This window comes from Chamaesiphon sp. VAR_48_metabat_403 (genome assembly GCF_031422475.1).
In the GTDB taxonomy this organism is placed as follows: domain Bacteria; phylum Cyanobacteriota; class Cyanobacteriia; order Cyanobacteriales; family Chamaesiphonaceae; genus Chamaesiphon.
Genome location: NZ_JANPLS010000406.1, coordinates 14,729 through 38,812 on the forward strand (window position 1 = coordinate 14,729; position 24,084 = coordinate 38,812).

Annotated in this window: 22 protein-coding genes; 6 read left to right on the plus strand and 16 right to left on the minus strand. The window is 44.5% G+C overall.

The features are described from left to right. Positions 1-35: 35 nt before the first annotated feature. From RMO79_RS19375 to fni, 3 genes are all read right to left on the minus strand, one after another. The gene (locus tag RMO79_RS19375; protein WP_310484888.1) at positions 36-605 is read right to left on the minus strand and encodes a hypothetical protein; all 570 of its coding nucleotides are present in this window, start codon (positions 603-605) and stop codon (positions 36-38) included. 80 nt (positions 606-685) lie between these two features. Continuing rightward, a complete protein-coding gene (sppA, locus tag RMO79_RS19380; protein WP_310484889.1) occupies positions 686-2,500 on the minus strand; it encodes a signal peptide peptidase SppA in 1,815 nt (604 codons plus the stop codon). A 348-nt stretch (positions 2,501-2,848) separates the two neighbouring features. Beyond that, the gene (gene fni / locus RMO79_RS19385) at positions 2,849-3,874 is read right to left on the minus strand and encodes a type 2 isopentenyl-diphosphate Delta-isomerase (RefSeq protein WP_310484891.1); all 1,026 of its coding nucleotides are present in this window, start codon (positions 3,872-3,874) and stop codon (positions 2,849-2,851) included. A 63-nt stretch (positions 3,875-3,937) separates the two neighbouring features. Here fni and dndE point away from each other — a divergent pair, with 63 nt between their 5' ends. Next, complete coding sequence (gene dndE / locus RMO79_RS19390) at positions 3,938-4,327, plus strand: DNA sulfur modification protein DndE (RefSeq protein ID WP_310484893.1); 390 nt, start codon at positions 3,938-3,940, stop codon at positions 4,325-4,327. A 163-nt stretch (positions 4,328-4,490) separates the two neighbouring features. Here dndE and RMO79_RS19395 read toward each other — a convergent pair whose 3' ends face one another. The 5 genes from RMO79_RS19395 to map form a co-directional block, all read right to left on the minus strand. Next, positions 4,491-6,947: a GH116 family glycosyl hydrolase gene (locus tag RMO79_RS19395; protein ID WP_310484895.1), complete on the minus strand. Its 2,457-nt coding sequence runs from the start codon at positions 6,945-6,947 to the stop codon at positions 4,491-4,493. 114 nt (positions 6,948-7,061) lie between these two features. Beyond that, positions 7,062-7,373 carry an urease subunit beta gene (locus RMO79_RS19400; protein ID WP_310484896.1) on the minus strand — a complete coding sequence of 104 codons (312 nt, stop codon included), beginning with the start codon at positions 7,371-7,373 and terminating at the stop codon, positions 7,062-7,064. A gap of 93 nt (positions 7,374-7,466) precedes the next feature. Then, positions 7,467-7,679 (minus strand): hypothetical protein, encoded by a 213-nt coding sequence (locus tag RMO79_RS19405; protein ID WP_310484897.1) that lies wholly within the window; start codon positions 7,677-7,679, stop codon positions 7,467-7,469. A gap of 10 nt (positions 7,680-7,689) precedes the next feature. Beyond that, positions 7,690-8,460: a hypothetical protein gene (locus RMO79_RS19410; RefSeq protein WP_310484898.1), complete on the minus strand. Its 771-nt coding sequence runs from the start codon at positions 8,458-8,460 to the stop codon at positions 7,690-7,692. 162 nt (positions 8,461-8,622) lie between these two features. Next, positions 8,623-9,450, minus strand: coding sequence for a type I methionyl aminopeptidase (gene map, locus RMO79_RS19415; protein ID WP_295615154.1), 828 nt, complete (start codon positions 9,448-9,450; stop codon positions 8,623-8,625). A gap of 307 nt (positions 9,451-9,757) precedes the next feature. Here map and RMO79_RS19420 point away from each other — a divergent pair, with 307 nt between their 5' ends. Next, entirely contained in the window at positions 9,758-10,336 is a 579-nt protein-coding gene (locus RMO79_RS19420; RefSeq protein WP_310484900.1) for a Uma2 family endonuclease, read from the plus strand. 157 nt (positions 10,337-10,493) lie between these two features. Here the strand turns inward: RMO79_RS19420 and RMO79_RS19425 are convergent, their stop codons facing one another. Then, the gene (locus RMO79_RS19425) at positions 10,494-11,264 is read right to left on the minus strand and encodes a hypothetical protein (protein WP_310484901.1); all 771 of its coding nucleotides are present in this window, start codon (positions 11,262-11,264) and stop codon (positions 10,494-10,496) included. Between the two features lie 72 nt (positions 11,265-11,336). Here RMO79_RS19425 and RMO79_RS19430 point away from each other — a divergent pair, with 72 nt between their 5' ends. Next, positions 11,337-11,915 carry a Uma2 family endonuclease gene (locus RMO79_RS19430; protein WP_310484902.1) on the plus strand — a complete coding sequence of 193 codons (579 nt, stop codon included), beginning with the start codon at positions 11,337-11,339 and terminating at the stop codon, positions 11,913-11,915. Between the two features lie 100 nt (positions 11,916-12,015). On the opposite strand, the gene ahcY is transcribed toward RMO79_RS19430, so the two are convergent. Then, complete coding sequence (gene ahcY, locus RMO79_RS19435; RefSeq protein WP_310484903.1) at positions 12,016-13,287, minus strand: adenosylhomocysteinase; 1,272 nt, start codon at positions 13,285-13,287, stop codon at positions 12,016-12,018. A 332-nt stretch (positions 13,288-13,619) separates the two neighbouring features. Here ahcY and RMO79_RS19440 point away from each other — a divergent pair, with 332 nt between their 5' ends. Together RMO79_RS19440 and RMO79_RS19445 are read left to right on the plus strand one after the other, a co-directional pair. After that, positions 13,620-14,402, plus strand: coding sequence for a TIGR00297 family protein (locus RMO79_RS19440; protein ID WP_310484904.1), 783 nt, complete (start codon positions 13,620-13,622; stop codon positions 14,400-14,402). Positions 14,403-14,521: 119 nt separating this feature from the next. After that, positions 14,522-16,327, plus strand: a complete 1,806-nt coding sequence (locus RMO79_RS19445) for a DUF3352 domain-containing protein (protein ID WP_310484905.1) — start codon at positions 14,522-14,524, stop codon at positions 16,325-16,327. Between the two features lie 339 nt (positions 16,328-16,666). Here the strand turns inward: RMO79_RS19445 and RMO79_RS19450 are convergent, their stop codons facing one another. The 6 genes from RMO79_RS19450 to chrA all read right to left on the minus strand — a co-directional run bounded on the left by RMO79_RS19450 (position 16,667) and on the right by chrA (position 22,144). Continuing rightward, a complete protein-coding gene (locus RMO79_RS19450; protein ID WP_310484906.1) occupies positions 16,667-17,287 on the minus strand; it encodes a HEAT repeat domain-containing protein in 621 nt (206 codons plus the stop codon). 186 nt (positions 17,288-17,473) lie between these two features. Continuing rightward, the gene (locus tag RMO79_RS19455; protein WP_310484907.1) at positions 17,474-18,745 is read right to left on the minus strand and encodes a HEAT repeat domain-containing protein; all 1,272 of its coding nucleotides are present in this window, start codon (positions 18,743-18,745) and stop codon (positions 17,474-17,476) included. Positions 18,746-18,999: 254 nt separating this feature from the next. Further along, positions 19,000-19,494, minus strand: coding sequence for a bleomycin hydrolase (locus tag RMO79_RS19460; protein ID WP_310484908.1), 495 nt, complete (start codon positions 19,492-19,494; stop codon positions 19,000-19,002). 77 nt (positions 19,495-19,571) lie between these two features. Next, positions 19,572-20,126 carry a bleomycin hydrolase gene (locus tag RMO79_RS19465; RefSeq protein WP_310484909.1) on the minus strand — a complete coding sequence of 185 codons (555 nt, stop codon included), beginning with the start codon at positions 20,124-20,126 and terminating at the stop codon, positions 19,572-19,574. Between the two features lie 125 nt (positions 20,127-20,251). Further along, positions 20,252-20,863: a VTT domain-containing protein gene (locus tag RMO79_RS19470; protein WP_310484910.1), complete on the minus strand. Its 612-nt coding sequence runs from the start codon at positions 20,861-20,863 to the stop codon at positions 20,252-20,254. Positions 20,864-20,986: 123 nt separating this feature from the next. After that, on the minus strand, positions 20,987-22,144 hold the full coding sequence (chrA, locus tag RMO79_RS19475; RefSeq protein WP_310484911.1) for a chromate efflux transporter: 1,158 nt from the start codon (positions 22,142-22,144) through the stop codon (positions 20,987-20,989). Positions 22,145-22,160: 16 nt separating this feature from the next. Here chrA and RMO79_RS19480 point away from each other — a divergent pair, with 16 nt between their 5' ends. Then, a complete protein-coding gene (locus RMO79_RS19480) occupies positions 22,161-23,816 on the plus strand; it encodes a pseudouridine synthase (RefSeq protein WP_310484912.1) in 1,656 nt (551 codons plus the stop codon). Positions 23,817-24,084 lie beyond the last annotated feature (268 nt).

Here is a 24,084-nt window from a genome sequence, read left to right on the forward strand (position 1 = left end):
AATAATGATATTTAATAAGTTAGAAATTGAAGTTACTAAAATCCGCTATCTTTACTAGAAGTCGATACTCTAGTAGTTTGAACGTTCTGAATTGTCTGAACGCTATTACTCGTTCTGACTAATTGCTGTTTAGTACGATCGTAAGTGTAGTAACCAGAAATTAGCGATGTACTCGGTTGCACGCAAATTGTATCGGTAGTAATTCCATTAATAAATACCGTATCTGGCGCGCAATTTGTCCGGGTTACTCCCCATTTTTCTAGTACTGGCGTGACTCGATCTTCGCTTTTACTTGCCTCAATCCGGAGTTTTTCTTTGGCAATGTCAGCATCAGCCGCAATCTTAGCCTTCTTGACTTCGGCATCAGCAGTAATTTCTGCCGAGCGGCTGGGTGGGTTAATCCAACTATTAATTAGAGTTGCCCCAACACCAATCAAATCGGTTGTGGTTGCTGATTGAGCGATGAGATTAGTCTTTGGTGCCTGTTGCTCTAGCCGTGCTGCTGAAGGCAGATTGGCATAAGCTGGTAGGCTAGCGGTTGATAGTGCGATGAGTGTTAATAAACTTAGTTTAGTTTGGTGCATATATTTGGTTTCCCCAGTCATCTCTGCATATCCTTACCTACAAGAGCCAGATTTCTATTTCCGCAATCATTGACAATCTACTATCCACTAGCCACTCTTCCCTAATCTAATTTAAAGTCGATCGGTAAGCGAACATAGACGTGATGCGGATCGTTAAAAGTTTTGAGTACACTCAATTCTGCCTTAACCTTGAGTAATTCCGCCGTGAGGGAATCTTGCACTTGAAGCGCGCGAGCTTCTTTACTATCAGCAAATTGTTTGAGCAATTTCTCTTCCCAACCTTCCACAGCAGGATATTCTTCTAGTTCCCAATCTTTACCTAATTTAGCAGTTTCAGCGGCATACGCGATCGCATCGTTGAGTCCACCAATATCATCTACTAAGCCGATTTTTTTAGCATCACTACCAGACCAAACTCGACCTTGAGCGATTTCAGCCACTTTTTCTTTGGGTAATTTCCGAGATTCAGAGACTTTATTGAGAAAGTCATCATAAATATCATCGACCATCTGTTGAGAAATTGCCAACTCTTGCGGCGTACGCGGACGGGCGATAGTGGTGCTATCAGCTAGTTTAGATGTTTTGACGACATCCCAAGTAATTCCATTCTTATTAGCTAACTTTTGATAGTTAAAATTAATGCCAATTACACCGATCGATCCGGTAATTGTATTCGATTCGGCAAAGATTTTATTAGAATAAGTCGAAATCCAATAACCGCCAGATGCCGCGACATCGCCCATTGAAACCACTACTGGCTTCTCTTTTTGTAACAGTCGGACTTCGCGTTGAATGATATCTGAAGCTAGGGCACTACCCCCAGGACTATTAACTCGAAGTACGACTGCTTTAACATTTTTATCCAATCGTAAATCGCGAAGTTCTCGTGCCAGACTATCGCCACCAATTTGTCCAGGAGATCCTTCACCGCTGACAATGCTGCCTTGCGCGTAAATAACGGCAATCTTGCGACTAGAATTGGTTGTCTCGCTGTTAACTACAGTTGCATAATCTTCAAGACTAATTTTCCGAAAAGAAGTTTTATCTTCTTCATCCTTACTGCCAATTTCCTGAAGCTCGGCAACTACTTCGTCTGTATAAGCAGTTCGATCGACTAATTTATTTTTAATCGATTGGGTGGCGGTTAATACCCCCCGATCGTCAGCAATTTGTTGGATTGAAGCTGGTGTTAATTTGCGACTGGTACCAACTGAGGTTTTAAATTCGCCCCACAAATTATTTAATAACTGTTGAGTTTCTTGTCTGGCGGCAGGACTAAATTTATCCAAAGACCAAGTTTCGCCAAACGATTTATATTTACCTACCCGCACGACTTCGACACCAATACCATATTTATCAAAAGCATTTTTGAAAAACATTGTTTCCGATCGGAAGCCATTAATATCGACCGAACCCATCGGATTGATTAAAATTCGATCGGCGACTGATGATAGATAATAATCGCGTTTATCCATATCGATATTATAGGCAATAATTTTTTTGCCAGTGGCTCGGAATTTTGCCAATGCCGTGCGGACTTCTTTGAGTGTGGCAAATCCCGTACCGCTAACTTGTTTGCCACTACTACCATCTAAATAGATAGCGATAATTCGCTTGTCTTTAGTTGCAGCCTCGATCGCATTTAAAACTGATTTTAGTTCGGTAACGCGGGTAGATTCGCCAGCTAGAGCTTCTTGCAATGTTTTACCCGGATTGAGATCGACGATCGATCGCGATAAATCGACTGTTAAAATCGATCTTTCGGCCACTTTTACGGTATCTTCACTATTAGTGGCACTCTGAATAATTGCGCCGATCGTGATGGTGAGTAAAGTTAGCGATAGTGCTGAAAATAATGTCAAGCCTAATAAGCTACCGATGGTACTAGCTAATGCTTGTTTGAGAAACTGACGCATAAAAGATATCTAAAGAAAAGTGTGGGGGCGATTTTAAAAATAAAGTCTGAATTTTAAAGTTGCGATCGAGGCAACCGATCGATCTCGATCGAGATCGATCGAAGTATCAATTGATACTTTTGATGTCATTTAAGGTGCTCGATCTCTACAGCTAAATTGTAGATCGGGTGTAAAAATATTACGATAAATCGACACTGTTTTTAAAAACCAATTAAAAATATTTAGGCTGGTAGTCTTCATTATTCCCAAAGATCTGGCTAGATCTTACCCATTTATTCAGAATGCCACTTAATTATCGATAGAGAAAATCGTTCATCTTCGCTACCGATAATTAACCTTCGTTGCTACCTATGAGAGTGCGTGCAGACAATTCGCTTGTCGCAGCGCAGACAAATTAGCATTCCCCGTGCAAAATAGGACAGTTTGCACTTCTGCAAATAAAATTTGCACTAACTCAGCGACAGCCGCTGTCGAAATATCTGCTGCCTGTAGAAAAGGTAAAGCCAAACCGCCAACATCCGCACCCAGCGCAACTGCTTTCGCAATATCCAAGCCATTTCGCAATCCCCCAGAAGCAATTAGGGGAATCATCGGCGAGATCTGACGAATGGTAGTAATACACTCAGTTGTTGGCATTCCCCAATCGGCAAAAGTCTCGCCAAGCCTGCGCTGGAGGGGTGTTTTAGCACGTTCGCTTTCTACTTTTGCCCAAGAAGTACCCCCCGCACCTGCCACATCGATGCCGCTCGCGCCTGCGGCAATTAATTGCTGTGCCATATTTGCCGAAATACCGTTACCCACCTCTTTAATAATCACGGGGACAGAAAGCAGCGTACAGACGGTAGCAATCCGATCGAGTAAACCTTTAAAATTAGTATCTCCCTGGGGTTGAATGCACTCCTGGAGGGGATTGAGATGCAAAATGAGTGCATCTGCATCGAGTAATTCTACGGCGCGCAAACATTCATCGATGCCATAGCGATAATTGAGTTGGACGGCACCCAAATTTGCGAGTAATAATATATCTGGGGCAACTTGGCGCACTTGAAAGGTATCGGCTACTTGCGGTTGTTCGATCGCGACGCGCTGAGAACCCACACCCATCGCTAGTTTATACTCTTGTGCCACTTCCGCCAAGCGATAATTAATTTCTTTAGCTTGTTGGGTACCGCCAGTCATCGAAGAAATTAAAATCGGTGCGCCGAGCTGCTTGCCCAGCAACTTAGTAGTAAGATCGATATCTTGGTAATCTAATTCTGGCAGACAACTATGGCTGAATTGATAGCGATCGAATCCACTTCCCTGAGTCTTAAACTGGACATCTGATTCCAAACAGATCCGAATATGTTCGGCTTTGCGTTGAACTGTAGACATAGTTGGTATTTGCTAAGTTAATCGCTCCAATCTCAATTATTCGCTTTTTCGTAACCAATTGTCATGGAACCCCCTGTAAATAACATTAAACTGTCACAAACCGCCAGAGACCAGTTAGTCAAACTCAAACGATCGACTAAAATCGAGCAGTGGAATATTTTGTGTCGGTGGGCATTTTTTCGCTCTTTGGCAGAAACCACGCCGCCGTCGTTAGTGCCAATTCCCGCCGATAGCAATCTCGAAATGACCTGGAAGGTATTTGGTGGGGAATTAGCAGATCTGACGATCCTCGCGCTCAAGCAGCGATGTTTTAGCGATGGATTGGAGCTGACACCAGAAGTCTTGGCGCAGCAATTTCGGTTGCATTTACATCGCGGGATCGGTTATCTAGCTGGCGATTCGAGTCTGCGCCGGATTGAGGATTTAGCGAGTTTAGCAGTTATCGATCTGTAGGGGTAGGTTTATGCAAGTATGCATCGATACTAACAAATAACCGATCGGCAAAACCTACCCTCATCACTAGAATTCCAGAATGAAATAGCCCTGGGATCTGGGATAGGGTTCAGTTTAGATAAAAACAATACTAAAAAATATTGTATTTTTACTTTCGTAGCATCTATTCAACTAAGGTGTGATAAATTCCCCAAATCGCCATCGCACGCAGATAGTGACTGGCTCGGAAGGTTCCGGCGGAAGTAATTGCTTCGGGAGTTCTAAATTGTAAGCCATTAGTATATACTTGCTCGACGATCGTTTCGGCTAATTTCAATGCCTCATCACGCATTCCCATTTGGACTAAAAATGCAGCGATACCAAAGTTAATTCCCGTCCATACTTCGAGAGGATGGGTGTCTTTAGGATTCGCTGGCGAGCCGTCGATTTTGACTCCGTTAGCGGCTCCAAATTTACCACCTTGGAAATTGAGAAAACAAGATTGATAGATGGTTTGTAGGGCCGTTTTGGCACAATCGATCGGTACGATATCATCTAATTTAAGGAGCTTGGCGTAGAATTGTCCGCACAATTGATCTGCCATCACTACTTCGGAGCCGCTACCCGTATCGATGCGGTAGTAACTACCATTCCAAAGTTTTTCTTGATAAATTAGTTTACCTGAATCTAACCAGGCTTGATATTGCGGGATAATTTCGGCTGGTTGAGGAGTTAATTCGCCGTGGTATTGTTGGGATAGAATTTGACCGATCGCGATTGCCGCTTCTAGAGCTGCCAACCATAAGCCACCACAATAAGCACTAATCCCTTGCAGTCGCCAATCATCAAAGGTTTGATCGGGTGCTCCGGAGTTTTCAATCATGCCATCGTTATCTAAATCGAATTGTTTGAGGTAGCCCAAAGTATCGACAATCGCCGTCCAACATTCAGCCAGAAATTCAATATCCGTCTCGCCTGTAAACATATAAGCACGATAAACTTGTAAGACAAAATCGCTACCCAAATCTTTCCATAAGTTGCAATCTTGGTAGCAGGTATAGTTAGTCTTTTCCCACGGATGTTCGTTAGGTGCGCCGAGATCGTGAGGGGTGGCGTGGAGTGTTTTTCGCGGTGCCATCATTTCAGATCGATCGACATTTTGCGGGCGATCTTCGTAGCCGAATGCGGTTTGAACGTAGTAACCAATTAGTCGTTGATTTTTATCTTCAGTCTGAATCGCTCTGGCAAAAGCAACCAAGATCGATTTCTCTAATTTCGGCCAGAGTAAGAGAACTGAAAAAGAACCATATAAACGAACATCTAAACTTTCATACCAGCGGTAATCTAAACATTCTAACACCCCAAATTGTCCCACCGGATCGCGATCGTCAGCAGCAGTCCATAAGGTACCGCCATCGGTGAGTAAATATAACTCATTAAACAACGCCATCTTAAACCAATCGGGCAAATCGGATCGATCGAGAATGGGCTGTTGCCAGTTAATGATTTGCTCTTGCCAAGTATCGTAATGTTTGAGAGCAGTCCGCACCATCGCCCAACTATTTTCACCCGATCGACCGAAGAAATCGGTATACCGACGATAATAATTTACATCTTTACCAAATTCGGTAATCGGGAAATCCCAAGCCAGAATAAACGGGATCTTTTTAGTTTGTCCGGGTTTAACTGTAAAGCGAATAGTTATCGCAGCCGCAATTCGTTCGCCTGCTTTAGCCACACTTTCATCATCGATATCTGGTAACGAACCATCGGCGGCAAAACTATCCCAAATATCGCCACCATTGCCGATCGGATTCCATCGCGAATGATAAAATACTTCTACACTCGGATTAGCGATACTCGCGATCGACCATTGCCCCTCACCTTCGCTAGGTACGTCCGATTTGTGTGCTTTATCGAGCAGACAACCGACTCGATAATTATCGACAATCCACTGATTATAATTGCCCTCACTTTCACCGATGCGGGGTTGATAATCATATACTGGGCTGCCATCATCGCGAATTTCGACCTTACTAGATGGATTAGTATTTGCAAACCAACCGACTGTATTTTCCCAACTTAATAAAATGCTCAGAGTAATCGGTTTATCCGTCGGATTATGAGCAGTCCATTCAAATACCGCGATCGGATATGAAGTCTCCTGATAATTATCCGCCCAAATTGGTGAAAACTGTTCGCAAGTTAATTGCGCCTGGAAGACATTCTCATAACTGTACCAACTCCGGGGATATAAAGCCTGATAAGTCCCCGTTCCTTGCCCTGCTGGTGTCGTTTGAGGATACCATTGCCAGCGATTGAAACTGCCATCTTCAGGCGATTTTATAGACATACAATAAGCTTGACTATCGCCATTAGCTAATTGCTCGAAGACGCTAAATTGACAAGCGGCAAGGTTTTTAAAAACATGTTCGCCACCGTCGATGTGCCACAGATTGAACTCCCCCCGATGAGATCTGCCGATACAACCCGCACCAAACCCACCCAATGGCATCCCATGAAATGGCCCATCGTCAAGATTGCTCTCATAGCGGACAGTATAGGGCTTTTCCCACCCGCAATCGAATTGACGTTGCCAAGTAGCAGTAGGAATCGACGGACGTGGTGAGGGTTCGAGCATATGAGAGCGGCTGTGCGGAAGATGCAGCTTTTTATTGTAAACTGACTTACTACATTGCTGCTGAAAATCTCGATTAATTAATTTGGCGTTGCTGATTTAAGGTGTAACTTGTCCTCACTCCGCCAGTCTACCCTCGATTTGGGCGTTGAAGCCATAGATTTCGCGAGAGCCTGCTAAATCTACCAATCGGACTTGTTTCTCGTCTCCTGGCTCGAATCTGACGGCAGTACCAGCCGGAATATCCAGCCGCATTCCTCTCGTCGATGCTCTGTCAAATTGCAAGGCGGCGTTTACTTCATAAAAATGATAGTGAGAACCAACCTGAATCGGTCGATCTCCAGTATTTGCAACTGTTAATGAGATCGATCGACGATCGACATTTAATTCGATCTCACCAGATAGAGCAATTATTTCGCCAGGAATCATAGTTAGGCTTTAGTTTTGGAGATTAGGTGAAAACTCACTTATTGATGTTAGATAATTTAGCACAGATAATTACTAATATCCGAGGATAAATTATCATAGCCAACTGTAAATACCAAATCCAATCGCTGCAATCGACAACATGAGTGGTAAATATAAAAATTTACCAATAGCTAACCACTTCAATCTTTCAGGAGCTGTTCCAGCAGGATGTAATGTCATCACAAAAGTGAAACCTGTCAACAGGAACAGCCAAAATCCGATCCCAATTACACCGATGATAATTAGTAAAATATTATCCAAGTTCATAAATTTCAACCTAAGCTGTCTTAAAAAACCGAATTAATTCACGCGCATGTTCCAGAAATTGACCATCGACGGTAATTTGGGAGATTGCTTGTCTGGCTTCTTGTGCTAATCGTTGATGCTCTGATTCATTAGTGGCTTTGAGATTGGCGATCGCAACAGTTAATTTAGAAATTTCTTCGCGATTGGTTTCCCAGCGATAATTTTGTTGACTCAACCAAGATGTATCATTATCGGGATCTAATCGATCGGTCAATCTTTCTACGCTATCTTCTAATTGGCTAAACCGATCGCGTAATTCTAAAATATCATTGCGCGGGTAAGTAAATTGCTGTTGCATCGTTGATAGTCGCTCGGCTAAATACTCATAAGTGCTAATTGCCGGACGTAATAATGTTAGTAATAATACCCCGATCGAACTCCAATAACCTAATGGTGTAATGCCACTAATTGCCAGCCAGTATAAGGTACCTGCGGTGATTACGTGCGACCCGATCGCGACTACTAGAGATTTAGTTGCAACGCCGTTAGCATATTGAAGCTGACGATCTTCGACTTCGATACCTTGAAGCTGAGATTCTGCACCTGTTTGAGCTACAGTCTTAGCCTTAAAATAAATATTCCAGGGTACCGTAACAATTAAGATCGTCCATTCAAAAATGCCAATCCCAATCGCCCAATCCCACAGATTACCAGCCGGAATCTGAAACCAATTTAACAAACCGAATGCTAATAAAGCGATGAAAATTAATCCAGAATTAAAAACTGCAAAGCTGGAATACATAATAAAATAAGATATGATTTATTGCTTCTGCTCCATTTTGGATCGATATTGATGGGTTTGACGATCGGCTTATGCTACTTTTTCAACCTGCACAAGCCAAGCCAAAAACAAATCCCCAACTTTTTTGAAAAGTCGGGGATTTAAATGGATGGTATTAATTAGTTAGACTAGATTGCGATCGGTTAAAATTTCATAACCATCTTTGGTGACTAAAACAGTATGCTCGAACTGTGCCGATAGAGATTTATCGACAGTGACGGCTGTCCATTTATCTGGCATCATTTTAGTAATCTTCGATCCGGCGTTGATAATCGGTTCGATCGCGATCGTCATGCCCGCTCTGAGTTTTACATTAGGCATCTCGCGCGTGCGGAAATTAAATACCGATGGTTCTTCATGCAAATTACGCCCGACTCCATGCCCGGTAAAATCTTCGACGATACTAAAGCCATTCGCCTCTACATGGTCTTGAATTGCGCCAGCGAGGTCGAGCAAGTAAGCACCTTCTTTGACCTGTTCTATGCCCTTGTAGAGGGCTTCTTCGGCAACTTGGATTAGTTTAGCAGCAGCAGGTGTGACAGTACCAACGCCGATCGTGATGCAGGAGTCGCCATGAAACCCCTGAAAATAGGCTCCAGTATCGACTTTAAGCACGTCGCCTTGCTTGATGACTTTCTTGCGGCTGGGGATACCATGCACCGCTTCGTTATTAATGCTCGAACAAATCGAGGCGGGGAATCCATATAAGCCTTTGAAGCTAGGGATTGCATCCATCTCCCGAATTCGCTTTTCGGCATAAGCATCGAGATCGGCTGTTGTCATCCCTGGCTCCACCATCCCGAAAATTTCTTTTAAAACTGTGGCGACAATCCGCGAAGATTGGCGCATGATGGCAATTTCCCGCTCCGTTTTAATCTGGATGCCTTTTTGTTGCTTCTTTTCGCGGGTGGGTTGTTGCTTTTGTAAAAGTAAATCGCTGAGAATGTTCATATCGTGATGGAGCAGGCTGGCTAAAGGTAAAAGAGGGAAAGTCGAGTGTTAGCGGCGTGTCATTCGTCGATTCTCCTAATGGAGAGGCTGCGCCAACGGATCGGGACGCTTGGCAAGGTACCAGGTTTCAGAGTCTGGCTTCTTTCATTTTAGTGCTTTCTAGATCGATCTCGTTGTTACAGTGAGTTACTTGTCGGAGTATGCCATCCCACTCTTACGTATCCCGCTCTATGTCACCTGTGGGATATCTTCACCATCGTATTTCACTAAGGCATAATATTAGTAAGACTTTTGGAGCATGTCACAAATGGTTCAAACCCCAGTTAGACAAATCACCCTAGCAGAGTTCTTGGATCTGCCAGATACTAAGCCTGCAAGCGAATACATCGATGGTGAAATTATTCAAAAACCTATGCCTCAAGGACAACATAGCATCATTCAGAAAAAGTTGTTATTTGCGATCGATCCAATTCTCTCAGAGGCAGGTATCGCTCAAGCTTTTCCAGAGCTACGCTGTACTTTTGGCGGTAGATCGATTGTCCCTGATGTCGTTGTTTTTGAACAGGCTAGAATTCCTTATGACGAGAATGGTGATATTGAAAATGTTTTCAGTATTCCTCCTGACTGGACGATCGAAATACTTTCACCAGACCAGAGTACTACTAAAGTATTAAAGAATATCAATCACTGCCTAGCTTATGGCACCCAAATGGGCTGGCTAATCGACCCTAAAGAACGATCGGTATTTGTGATGGGAATCGATCGAACTTTTCAAATTATCGATGAACCAAGTACTATGCTACCTGTACCAGCATTTGCTAGCTCGATTGAGCTAACTGTAGAACAGATATTTGGCTGGGTCAAGAAAACTGCTAAACCTGAATAGCACAAAGATCCGACCTCATATGAAAATATTGCATCTAAAAAAGCATAGGTCATAATTTGACCTGTGCTTTTTAAAAACTAGCTAATCTCCCAAAATCTGACGAGATTGGTTAACAGTTCGGAAGGGATAGTGCCCACCCTAGAGCATATCTAATAAACTAAATGCCAAAATCAAAGTAATCAACTCTAACTAAATCTGGCACTGACGTTATTTTATCTTCAGTTGTAGGGTCGAGAATAAGGGTTAAGCCAGGGTTTTGAACTCTATAGCGATAGCACTCGGACAAATCATAACCTAATAAGTAGTCTAAATCGATAGCCGGATCGTACGCCCCAGCTTCACACATAAACCGTTCTGGAAAGTCCCAAATATCCCAAATTTCTGCGGCTGTCACCTGCCGACGGCGAGACTTAAAGTAGGCAACTTGTTTGTATTCAGGATAGTCAGGGTTAGGTGATAATACATATCCTTGATAGCCTCCATCTGATAAGCCATCAAACCAACCTTCTGGCTCACCTTCCTCCCCAGCAAAAGACTCAATAACTTCTCCATCTTCATATAGATTGTAGGATATCGTGCAACAACGATAGCTCATTGTCAGGTCGATAGATTGTCCCAGTTGCTGAGAAAGTTCCGCTAGTGTTGGCATTAATGATGATGTATTTGCTTCATCAAGAATAATTGACCAGTCATGGTCAACTAGCTGGAAGGCAAACACATAATTATTAGATAATTCAATCTCCAAACCAACAACATCTCTTTTTGTGGAAACCGCTTTTTCGGCAAGAAAATCAGACAATTGGTTCAATGGTGTGCGAACGAATGTAGCAATAACATTACAATCGATCGATTCAATACCTCTGCGTTGAGACCACGATCTGGTAAACTCGGCGATTGCTTCTTCTCTGAATCTTGATTGCTCATTCATTTGTTAATTATCCCGATCGTTAAGTATTTCACTAAGGCATAATATAGGTAAGACTTTTGGAGCATGTCGCAAATGGTTCAAACCCCAGTTAGACAAATCACCCTAGCAGAATTCTTGGATCTCCCAGATACTAAGCCTGCAAGCGAATACATCGATGGTGAAATTATTCAAAAACCTATGCCCCAAGGACAACATAGCATCATCCAGCTCGAACTTGGGATGGAAATAAATCAAGCTTTGAGAAGAAAAGGAATTGCTACAGCCTTTTCAGAATTGCGGTGTACTTTTGGCGGTAGATCGATTTTGCCCGATTTGACTGTGTTTGAAGATGCTAGAATTCCCAGTGATGAGAATGGAGATATTGAAAATGTTTTTAGTATTCCTCCTGACTGGACGATCGAAATACTTTCACCAGACCAAAGTACTACTAAAGTACTAAAGAATATTAATCACTGCCTAGCTTATGGAACCCAAATGGGCTGGCTAATCGATCCTAGAGAACGATCGGTATTTGTGATGGGAATCGATCGAACTTTTCAAATTATCGATGAACCAAGTACTATGCTACCTGTACCAGCATTTGCTAGCTCGATTGAGCTAACTGTAGAACAGATCTTTGGCTGGGTCAAGAAAACTGCTAAACCTGAGTAGCACAAAAGTTTGATGACATAAGGAAATCTTGCATCTAAAAAAGCACAGGTCAAATTATGACCTGTGCTTTTTAAAAACTAGCTAATCTTTAAGATCTAATCTAGGTACCAGAAGTCCAGGAGTTAGCGTAATCGATTTGATCTTTAGTCAGGGTATCGATTTGGATGCCCATTGCTTCGAGCTTCATCCGGGCGATTTCTTTATCCACATGGACGGGGATAGAGTGGATGCCAGGAGTCAGTTCGCCTTTGTTTTTGACGAGGTATTCGCAAGCCATCGCTTGGTTGGCGAAGCTCATGTCCATCACTGCGCTGGGGTGTCCTTCTGCTGCGGCGAGGTTGACGAGACGACCTTCACCGATGACAATAATAGATTTACCGTTGTTGAGTTTGTACTCTTCAGTGAAGTTACGAACGGTGCTGACACCAGAAGACTTGCTGGAGAGAGCTTTAAGATCGATTTCGATATCAAAGTGACCGGAGTTACAAACGATCGCACCATCTTTCATCGCGTCGAAGTGTTCGGCACGGATGATGTGCTTGTTACCAGTAACGGTAATAAAGATGTCGCCGACAATTGCTGCTTTTGCCATTGTCATGACGCTATAACCGTCCATAACGGCTTCGATTGCCTTGGTAGGGTCAATCTCAGTCACGATGACGTTTGCACCCATTCCACGGGCACGCATGGCGGTACCTTTACCACACCAGCCGTAACCAGCGACGACGATGGTTTTACCAGCGAGCAGAATATTGGTTGCACGGACGATACCGTCCAAGGTAGATTGTCCGGTACCATAACGGTTGTCAAAGAAATGCTTGGTATCAGCGTCATTGACGTTGACAGCCGGGAATGTCAAAACTCCAGCTTTGAACATTGCTTCGAGACGAACGATACCTGTAGTGGTTTCTTCGGTAGTACCGATTAGTTCGCTGAGTTGGTGTTGGCGTTCTTGAACCATTGTGGCGACTACATCACAACCATCATCGACGATGATGTTGGGGCGGTGATCTAGAGCGGTTTGAACGTGACGTTTGTAAGTAGCTTCGTCTTCACCCCGGAAGGCGAATACGGGAATTCCATAATCGACAACTAAACTAGCTGCAACATCATCTTGGGTGGAGAGAGGGTTGCTAGCAATCAAGATTGCATCAGCACCAGCGGCTTTGATGGCGATCGCGAGGTGAGCGGTTTCAGTGGTAATGTGGCAACAAGCGACGACGCGGATTCCAGCTAGAGGCTTTTCTGCTGCAAATCTGTCGCGGATCTGACGTAGCACGGGCATTTCTCGCCCAGCCCACTCAATCCGTTGTTTGCCTTGGGGTGCGAGCGATAAATCCTTGACTTCGTGTTTCAGTGCAGTTGCTATCATAGATGCAGTTTGTAAATATATTTAAACTTAGATCTTTCCTTAGGTTACAGGAAAATATCGAATTTATCACTCCGCACGATCGACTAGCACCCATGTTCGATCTCGAATCTGTTCTACGTGTTATTCCTGAAGGTGCGATAGAAGCCGTATACATCAACAGTTGGCGGCGATCGATCGAGCAAATTTACTACAGAGAAAACGATTGAAAATTGATGCAAAATTTACCAAATTGCCGACGATTGCTAGGATAAACACGAGATCGATAAGATCTTAACCGTCTGAAAATCAATTTTACTACCCGATCGACTCAGCAGTAAATATTTGTCTAAACTATGTTAAATACATTACCAAATTGGTCGAACGAGATCGGCTCTAATCCTTGGTTAGTCGCGATCGGTTTAAACTCAGTTTTATTAATCATTGCCACTATTATCCCTAAAAAGCTATTAACTCCTGCTGGATTAATTAATGCTTGGGGATTGGGTGTAGTTGTGTGGGGGACTTTAGGGTGGCGCGGTTATGGGGTGGTAATGTTTTATTTTCTAGTCGGTTCGGCGGTGACTCGGATTGGGATGGCACAAAAAGAAGCTGAAGGCATTGCCGAAAAACGCGGCGGTGCGAGAGGGCCAGAAAATGTTTGGGGTTCGGCGTTTGCTGCTACGATCTGTGCGATCGGGGTAGCGGCAATTAACTTAGGTTGGCTCGATGCTGGCTGGGAATCTTTTCTATTATTAGGTTATGTCGCCAGTTTTAGTACTAAATTAGCAGATACGACAGCCAGCGAAGTTGGTAAGGCTTATGGTAAAAGTACATATCTAATTACGACCTTAAAACCCGTCCCTAGAGGTACGGAAGGGGCAATTAGTTTAGAAGGAACGCTGGCGGGAATCGTGGGCGGGATTTTAATTTGTTTAGTTGCTTATAGTCTGGGGCTAATTACATTTACTGGCGTAATAATTTGCACGATCGCGTCTTTTATTGCCACTAATCTCGAAAGCGTTATCGGTGCGACCTTACAGTCAGAAATCGACTGGCTCAGTAACGAACTTGTCAATGTTATTAATACAATTATCGGTGCGGTAGTGGCAATTGAGATCGCCATCTGGTGGCATTAGTTTTCACAATCTTTCGATACATCCAATCGAGCAGGACTTCTTGTGATAGCATCAGACTCAGGATTTTTGCCAGATCGAATTCCTAACTACCAATCGCACGAACATTTAACGAGATCGAGATGCCCAACAAAATGCCCAACCAGAAGTCTAGGCAACCCATTGTCAGCAAAAAGCAACAGCAAATCAGGCGGGTGGTAGTTGGTGTGGGTGCGGCTAGTCTGCTTGTCGCTTTAGCAGCAGGCGGATGGAGGTTGTTATCGGGCAATTCTAATCGACTAGATACCAGCAATGGCGTGAGTTTATTACCACAGGATACACTTCTATCGATCGCGATCTCCACCGATCCAGTCCAGTGGCAAAAGTTCTCAGAATTTGGCATCCCCATCAGTCGCGGCGTAATCGAACAGCAATTAGCCAACTTTCAAACTAATTTTTTAACTAACTATGGGTATGACTATCAACGCGATATTCAGCCGTGGGTTGGCAAGCAAGTTTTATTAGGGGTGCTGAATAATCCCGGTGCGGTTTCTAGTAAATCCGATCGCGCCAAAATCCCCACCTCGCAAACAGTTGTTATTCTGCCGATTGTCGATCGCGGTGCCGCCCAAAAAGCCGTAGAACAGCACCAAACTCCAGTTGATGCCAATTTAGTCGAAAGTAACTATAAAGGGGTTGCCATTCGCGAATTTAAGCGCAAGACGGGGACGATGGCGATCGCGATGCTGGACAATTTTGTTGCCATTGCCAGCGATAAGCCTGGATTGCAACGGGTTATCGATGCCCAACAAAGCGGTAAATCGCTGCTCGTCGTACCAGGTTACACCAAAGCTCTAACCGAAATTGAAATCGATCGACCGTTCGTGCAGGTATATGCAAATATTCCCGTCGCTACGGCGGTAGCTGCGGCAAACTCGCCCCAAAATTTAGCTGCTGATAAATTAGCTCAAGCCCAAGTACAGCAAGGTATAGCGGCTAATGCCAGACTCGAAGCAGAAGGCATCGCCTGGAAGGGAATTTCTTGGCTCAAACCCAACACCAAGCAAAAGTTAGTAGTCGAAAATCAGGGTCAAAACTTCGCCGCCAATTTGCCTGCAACCACGCTCGTGATGGTTTCTGGCGGCAATTTACAGCGATTGTGGCAAGACTATGCCCGCAGTGCCGATACCAACCCCATTGCCCCTGTTAAACCCGCAGATCTGGTTAAAAATCTGGAAAATCTGACAGGGTTAGAACTAGAGTCAGAAATATTGAATTGGAGTAAAGGTGCATTTGCCGCCGCGATCGTGCCTAAATCCGATAGAATTGATACCGAATTTGGGGCGGGTTTAGTGGTTATGCAACAAGTTAGCGATCGATCTACTGCCGAAAAAGCTTTCGCTCGGCTCGATAATACGATGGGGCAAAAACAGATTTTTAAAATTGCCAAAGCTAAAGTAAATGGGCAAGATGTAGTTAATTGGACATCGCCGTTAAATATTACCGCTGCCAGTCATGGCTGGCTCGATCGCAATGTTGCTTTCTTAAATTTGGGCGCGCCTGTTACGCCTATTTTCTTACCAAAGCCCCAACAATCGCTGGCTGATTCTACCCTGTTTCAACAAGCGACTAAATCGAGTTTAACAACTCATAACGGGCAATTTTTCATCGATGTCGATCGAACGATTAATGCGGGTAATTTACTTTTACCTTATATGTCTCCAGAAGTTAAAGCTGGATTAAAAGCCGTAAAAAGTTTGGGTGTTACTAGTGCGATTTTAGATGAATCTAGCAATCGCTTCGATTTATTTGTTTCACTCAAAAAAGAACCGGGAGTTGCTAAATTACCGATTCCGCAAAGCGGAGGCTACACCAACGCACCGAAAGCGATTAAACCTGCGCCTAAGCCGAGTACATCGCCAAGTTCGACTCCTAAGCCTTCTCCATAATGGTGATTTTATTTCGTCGGAAGAGTATAGATCGCAGTTAAAATTTATTACTGTCTAGACATCTTTTTTAACCGCAGCGATTTGCGCTCGTCGGGTTCCCCGACGGTTTAGCAAATCAAGACAGAGGCGCAGAGAGCGCAGAGGGAATAAAGAGAGGACTAATCTATTTAAAGCTTAGGCACAACCTAAACCCAGTGGTAGTTTATTAAATTGCAAGCCCTTTAGTCAGCGTAGGCGCAATACTTCTCGGTTAGGTAAGTAGTTGATTAGTCCGCGTAGGCGGACTTTACATCACTAGCAACGATTTCAATCGTTGTGCTTACCTGAAATCGATCGAATCTAATTACCTCGTGCTGCTTTCATTTCTTTGTATTTAATCGTTTGTTCCAATCTGGGTAAGGCACTTACCGCCGATTCGCGGACGTACTCATCGAGATTATCGTCCTGAATTGCTGCTTGTAAAATCGGCTCGGCACGGATATCGCCAATGGAGGCTAGAGTATTTACTAATGTGACTTGCAGTGCGATGTTATCTGTTGTCTGAAGAGCTTCTACTAACATTTCAAACGCGGGGGTTCCGAGTTGCCCTAATGCCATTACTGCTGCAATATTCACCACGGGATTTTCATCGCTCATCGATGTTTTCAGGCACGCTAATCCCGCTGGCGATAGCGGTTCTTCGGGATAATTAACAATTACCTGGGCGATGGCTTTGACAGCACTACCTCTAACGGTAACATTCTGACTGGTGGCTAAGATATCGATTAAATAGGGGATTGTATCCATCCCGATCGCGCCGATGGTTTTGACTGCCGCCCGTCGATAGGTGGTATCATCTTCATCGAGGATGCTCATTAGGCGAGGAATTGTCGTCTCATCGCGAGTTTCGACTATTTCTATCATGGCTCGATCTCGTAAATTAGGATTGGGATGTTTGAGTCGATCGAATAATAAATCCATAAGTTTTAGGTATTAGGCTTTAGGCTTTAGGCTTTAGGTGTTAGGTTTTAGGCAATCAAGACGGTAGATCCGGCTTCCTTCTCCCTCAGGGAGAAGCGGCTCGCGTTTCTCCTGACGGAGACGCTCCGCGAACGTCGGGATCCCCGACGGTTTAGCGAGACAAGACAGGGTTGGGGATGAGGGCTATTAATGCTCCCCAGCAGCACGAGCGCGGATGAGCCAGTCGTCGTCATTAGCTGTAATTTCTCGTCCGCTGGCATCGCCGAGTTTAGCTAATGCCATCAAAATTGCATATTTCAAATCCCAGATTTTAGTATCTAAACTAGCAACAAGTAACGGTATTGCGCGCTTGTCGCCGAGTTCGCCTAAAGCTAATGCGGCGGCGGCGCGAGATTTTTGGAATTGTGGTTCGCGGTTATTTAGGGCTTCGACTAATAAATCGTAACCCGGTGCATATTTGAGCCACCCGAATAACTTCATGACATGGTAATGCGCGCCATAATCGTTGTATGCCTCTGCTTCATAAGTGGCTAGTAAAGCCGCAGGCGCAAGCTCGGCAAAGTTATCTAAAATAGTTTGCGTGGCTAAATAACACAGTCCAAAATCAGTCTCATATAACTGCCGAATCAAAAATTCTAGTGTCGGGGGTAGATCGTATTCATGAATTAATTCTAAATCCTGGGGTCGATCGAGTAAAGTTTGCTCTAAGCTCGATTGAATATCGGCAAATTCGATCTCGCCGCGTTCGATGCCACTATTGGCTAATAACCGAATCGCCCGCAATCGAAAGACAATCGATACCGGACATCTGGCGATCGTACTAATTGCGGGATAATAATTAGTATCGATCAGATCTTGGATACAAGCGCGGCGGGCATTACGACTGGGATGGAATAAAAATTCCATCACCCGTGCCATTTGGGTATAGTCGCCTGTAAATCGGCACACCGCCGCAATTGCCGCACTAGCCGTAGATTCGTCTGGCGATGCGGTAAAGGTGCGAATTCGATCGAGTGCTGGTAAATAATTAAGCTTGACTAAAGTATGAATAATGACGCGATGATTTTGACCTTCACGATCTAATATTTGCGCTATTTCTGATAATATTTCTGGATCTTCAGTGCCAATTTCGCCGATCGCCCATACGGCATTCTCGACAGTATAACAGTCCGATTCGCCCAAGCAGTTGCGGATGGCGGGTAATCCTTGTTTGGCTTGAAGTTTGCCCAATGTTTCTACCGATTTACGCCGCACGATCCGATTATCGAGTTCGGGATTATCATTATCGATCGCTCGAATCAGGGCATCGATCGCTGCTGTTGTGGGAAAATTAATTAAATGCGAAGCTGCGACATAGCGAGATTCATCTTCAGCAAGTTTATCTAAAGGTGTATCTAATAGCTCGATCGCTTCGGCTTCGGTCAGATTAAATATATTAAAAAAACGTTTATTAGTCATAATTTATTTTATGCCCGTAGATTGGGTTGAGCAAGGCGAAACCCAACACCTAAAATATCTGGTTGAGCCAGTTGGGTTTCACATTCGTTCAACCCAACCTACAGATCTATCTATTCCCTATTCCCTATCCCCTATCCCCTATCCCCAAACATTCAAAAGAGGCTCTCGATCTTTCGCTCAACCATCAGGCAAAGCAACAGATCGAAAGCCCCTTTATCGCTCGGATAACCTAAATTACCCTTGCTAGCTCCAAACTAGGATAAGGAGTTGATGGTGTAGTCGAGTAAAGCATTGTATTCAACCAATGCTTGTGCGGACATGTCACGAGGAGCGCAACCGCGAGTACGAGCGAAACGAAGAGCTTCAACGTAAGGAGCGGTAGGTAGGTCTAATGCACGGTAGACTTCACGACCACCAGCAATACCCCATTCGTCCAAAGGACCAGTACCACCGACAACTAGACAGTAGTTAATCAGACGCATGTAGTGTTTGATGTCGCGCAAGCACTTGTCTTTTTTAACTTGAGTTTCGTTAGCTTCGCCAGAGTTGTTCAAGTAGCCATACTTTTTGATGCAAGCATCGTAAGCTTCTTTAGCTACGTTGTCTAAGTTAGCAGCTAATTTCTCAGCAGCTTCTAAACGAGCAGCAGCGCGTTGGATGCTACCTTGTACGGATTCTAAATCGGAAGAAGTAGGGAAACGACCAGCCGCATCAGCAGCAGCGATCACTGTGGTAACTACAGATTTCATGTTCGGATAACTCCAGAAAAAATATTTTGATAGTTTGTTTCAATGCGCGGTCAACTTGTAACGATAGCTTTCGTCTACTAGCTGAGTGCAGAGATTACGCGATCGAAATAGGAAGCAGCTTCAGAAGTTAGTGCGGAACAGTCGCCTTTAGCAGCACCCATTTGAACGAACTTCTTACCGCCGTTAGCTTCGGTATTGGTGTCGTTAATGTGAGCCAATGCAGCAGCTTTCATGATTTGAACGGCACGGATGGTGGAAGTTGTAGGTACTCCCAATGCTGCGTAAGTTTCTTTCAAACCGTTTAAGCAACGATCGTCGAGAACGGAAGCATCACCAGCCAATAGAGCATAAGTGACATAACGTAAAACGATTTCAGCGTCGCGCAAGCAAGCAGCCATGCGACGGTTAGGATAGCAGTTACCACCAGCTTGAATTAGGCCTTGGTTCTCGCAAATCATCCCAGCAACAGCATCAGATACCGCACAGCTAGCGTTACTAGCAATTGCGTTTACTGCATCTAAACGTTTGTTGCCTTCAGCAATGAAACCTTTGAGTGCGTTGAGGTCAGCACCACCGATCGCAGCAGTCTTAGCATCTGCGGTAACTACCGCTCTGGAAAAAGAGTCAAGCATTGGAGCTTTTCCTAGTTAATTAACAATTTCGAGTTTCATCATAAACCGATCGCTTCCCCAGACACTACAGTTATGAGAAACAACTCAACAATCTGTAACAATAGCTACCTCAATTCGATCGGCTCCTAATTTTTATTGCGTTGCCGTGCTTTGAGCATGTGGATAACTGAGGGTGCTAGCGAGATAAACATAACTAGTAGCACGATCGGGATTAAATAGCGATCGAGCTGTTCGGCTGGAATAATTTTGCCTAAAAAATAGCCCAGTACTGTTAAGCCAATGCCCCAACCAAAACCACCGACAACGTTGTATGTCATGAATGTCCGGTACTGCATGGCAGCAATTCCGGCGACAATCGGTGCGAAGGTGCGGACGAATGGCATAAATCTTGCGAGGATGAGTGCTGTTTTACCTTGGCTCTCAAAAAAGTCTTCGGCGGCGATTAAATGTTTTTTATTGAAAAATTTAGAATCTTCTTTATCGAATAATTTACGACCGAATCTTTTGCCCGTATAGTAGCCGACACTATCGCCCAAAACTGCAAATACAAAGCAACCGAACGCCATTACGCTGATATCTAGTCCGGTTTGGGGCAAAGAACATAAAAATCCAGCGACGAACAATAAGCTATCCCCTGGCAATAAAAACCCAACTAATAAGCCTGACTCTGCAAATACAATTCCCCATACTAATGGATATCCAAAAGTCTTAATTAATGTTGGTAGGTCGAAATGCATGTCAATTTAAATCCTCACAGAAATTCTATTGTTGAGAGCTAGTATTAGAACTAAAGGTTGCTATGAATATTATCCGAACTAACCAGATTAGTTTGGTTACAATTGGCAGTAAACACGGAAGTTTTAATGATGAGATCGAGCCAATTGTCCCACGATCCCGCTCGTTGCGCCACCCATAATTAACCAAATTGGATCGAGCCGCCATTTCCAGAGTAACCCTGAAGCGATCGCGGCGATCGAAATTGCTTGCCAGTCTGTTAATGTACTCGTTCCTAATCGATAAGCAACCACCACAATCGCCCCCCAGGCACCAGCATTAACGCCATCCAACCAACTGCTAAAGCACCTCGACTGGCGTAGTTTTGGTGCCCAAATCGTCACCAGTGCAACGAAACCAAAACTTGGTAAAAAGATCCCAGTTGTGGCGGCAATCGCCCCTGCATGTCCCGCCAGGAGGTAGCCAATGAATGTGGCTGTGGTAAATAAGGGACCAGGTGTAACTTGCCCGATGGCGATCGCATCGAGCAGTTGTTGGGATGTCAACCAGTGGGTACGATCGACTAATTCTGGTTGAAGAAATGCCAGTAACACGTAACCACCACCGTAAATTGTCGCCCCAATTTTGAGAAACATCGCGAATACATCCAGCCATGCAGGATGAGACGTAATTACTGGGAAAATGGCTAAGATCGGTAATTCGATTCTGGGCAACCAAATTGCGGATAAACCTTGTCCCCAACCACGCCAATTTTGCAACAGCATCACCCCAAATCCAGCCAAGAATAGTACCAATAAAGTATTTAGATTTAAATAGCCCAAACCAAAAATCGCACCAACTCCAGCCGCTCCTGTCGAGATATTTTTAAGTGCCGATCGACCTAATTTTAAGGTCGCTTGCAGGGTTAATACTACAACTACGGGGACGATGCCAACAAAGATCGCGATAATTTGCGGCAGTTCCCGCGTTTGCTCGTACCCGATCGCCAGTGCCCAGACGATCGCCATCGCAGGTAAGATAAAACAAATTCCCGCAATTATTAATCCCCGCCAACCAGCACGCAAATAACCGATATAAATCGCTACTTGGGTAGAACTTGGCCCTGGAATTAGATTTGTCAAACCGATGAGATCTAAAAATTGCGCGCGGGTTATCCACTGGCGACGAGTGACAATTTCGGATTCTAACATGGCAAGATGCGCCGCTGGCCCGCCAAATCCGATCGTACCCAGTTTCAAAAAGACGGCGGCTATTTCAGTCAACCGATCGCGGGAATAGGACATAAAATAATCATCGATAATGCTAGATTCAATTCTCGAAGATCGTGTCGATTTATTCTGTCAACAACCGATCGACTCAACGCCAACCTATTGGTATACAGGTTATTATCCCGCTAGTGGCGAACTGTTGAAATTACCGCGTACTAAAGCAGTAGAGCAAATCGCTCGGAATTTAATGTTGGAATTAGCACGAGATCGGCGATTTAATTCTGAAGGGAAGATGTACGGCTTGCTGTTAGTCAAGACAGATCGGGATGAATATCGATTTATTAAGGCTTTTTCAGGATTATTAAATGGCGAAGCCGTTGTCAATGGCTGGGTACCGCCAATTCCAGGGCGTGAGCGAGTGGCGATCTCCGAGGCTGATACGCTAGCAGACTTGGCACGGATGAAACAGGAATTAATCGATCTAGATCGAACTAGCGAACGAGTAGAACTAGAACGATTAACCGCAGAATTTGCCGATAAATTGGAGCAATTATCGATCGAACAGCATCAGCGTAAAGCATGGCGACAACAGGAACGAGCGCGATGTGAATCTAAACTCACCGAACCAGAATTAACGATCTCTCTGGAAAAACTAGCCGCACAGAGCCGCCATGATGGACGAGAACGCCGTCAGCTCAAACAAGAACGCGATGCAATTTTACAGCCGCTCCAGGAGATTTTAGACCAGACTGACGAGCGAATTCGCTCGTTGAAACAACAACGCAAAACGCGATCGCGACAACTTCAGGCGCAGATGCACGATGCTTATCGACTGATGAATTTTTTGGGCACATCTAGCTCGTTACGAGAATTAATGCCTGCGGGGATGCCAACGGGAACGGGCGATTGTTGCGCGCCTAAGTTACTTCATTATGCAGCTAGTCAGGGACTCAATCCGATCGCGATGGCGGAGTTTTGGTGGGGGAATGGGGGTGTAGGGAGTGTGGGGGGTGTGGGAGATGAGCAGAAAAAGCTTCAGGGGGAGTTTTATGAGGCTTGTGTGGAGCGGTGTCAGCCGTTGATGGGGTTCATGTTGGCGGGGTTGTCTTTACAGTCGGATCGGTTGGATTTAGCGATCGTTTATGAGGATGAATATTTAATTGCGATCGATAAGCCTGCGGGATTATTATCGGTACCGGGGCGGACGATCGACAAACAAGATAGCGTGTTGACTAGGCTGCGGGATTTACATCCCGAAATTTATGCCGTGCATCGGCTCGATCGCGATACTTCGGGGATATTATTATTAACATGGGATCTAGCAACTTATCGACATCTGAGTCGGCAGTTTCACGATCGCCAGACGCACAAGGTATACGAGGCAATTTTAGGCGGTAAAATCGAACCAGAATGCGGCTCGATCGAGTTACCATTATGGGGAGATCCGTTCGATCGACCGCGCCAAAAAGTAGATTTTAAGCTGGGCAAACCAAGCTTGACTCAGTTTCAGGTATTAGCACAAATCGACGATTACACGCGGATTGAATTTACCCCAGTTACTGGAAGAACGCATCAATTACGCGTTCATGCAGCCGACGCTCGCGGCTTGGGTGTTGCTATTTTAGGAGATCGACTCTATGGCTGTCAGGCAGATGTAGAAAGATTGCATCTCCATGCCCGATCTCTGAGCTTTATCCATCCACACACATCGGTACGAGTTTTGCTGCAAACTCAATGCCCATTGTGAACACTCCCACCTGCTACCTCAGAGGATGTCTGAAAAGTCAATTCTCTTCAGCATAAACCCTAGAAATCCCCCCTATCCCCCTTGAAAAGGCTACCGTGTATACACAAGTCGGATAGACTTCGTTCTTAGAGGGTGTTTGAAAAGTATAGATTGAATCCCCCCAGCCCCCTTAAAAAGGGGGAGCAAGAGTCAAAGTTCCCCTTTTTAAGGGGGATTTAGGAGGATTGACAGCCTGCAATCGTATCAAATAAAACTTTTCAAACAGCCT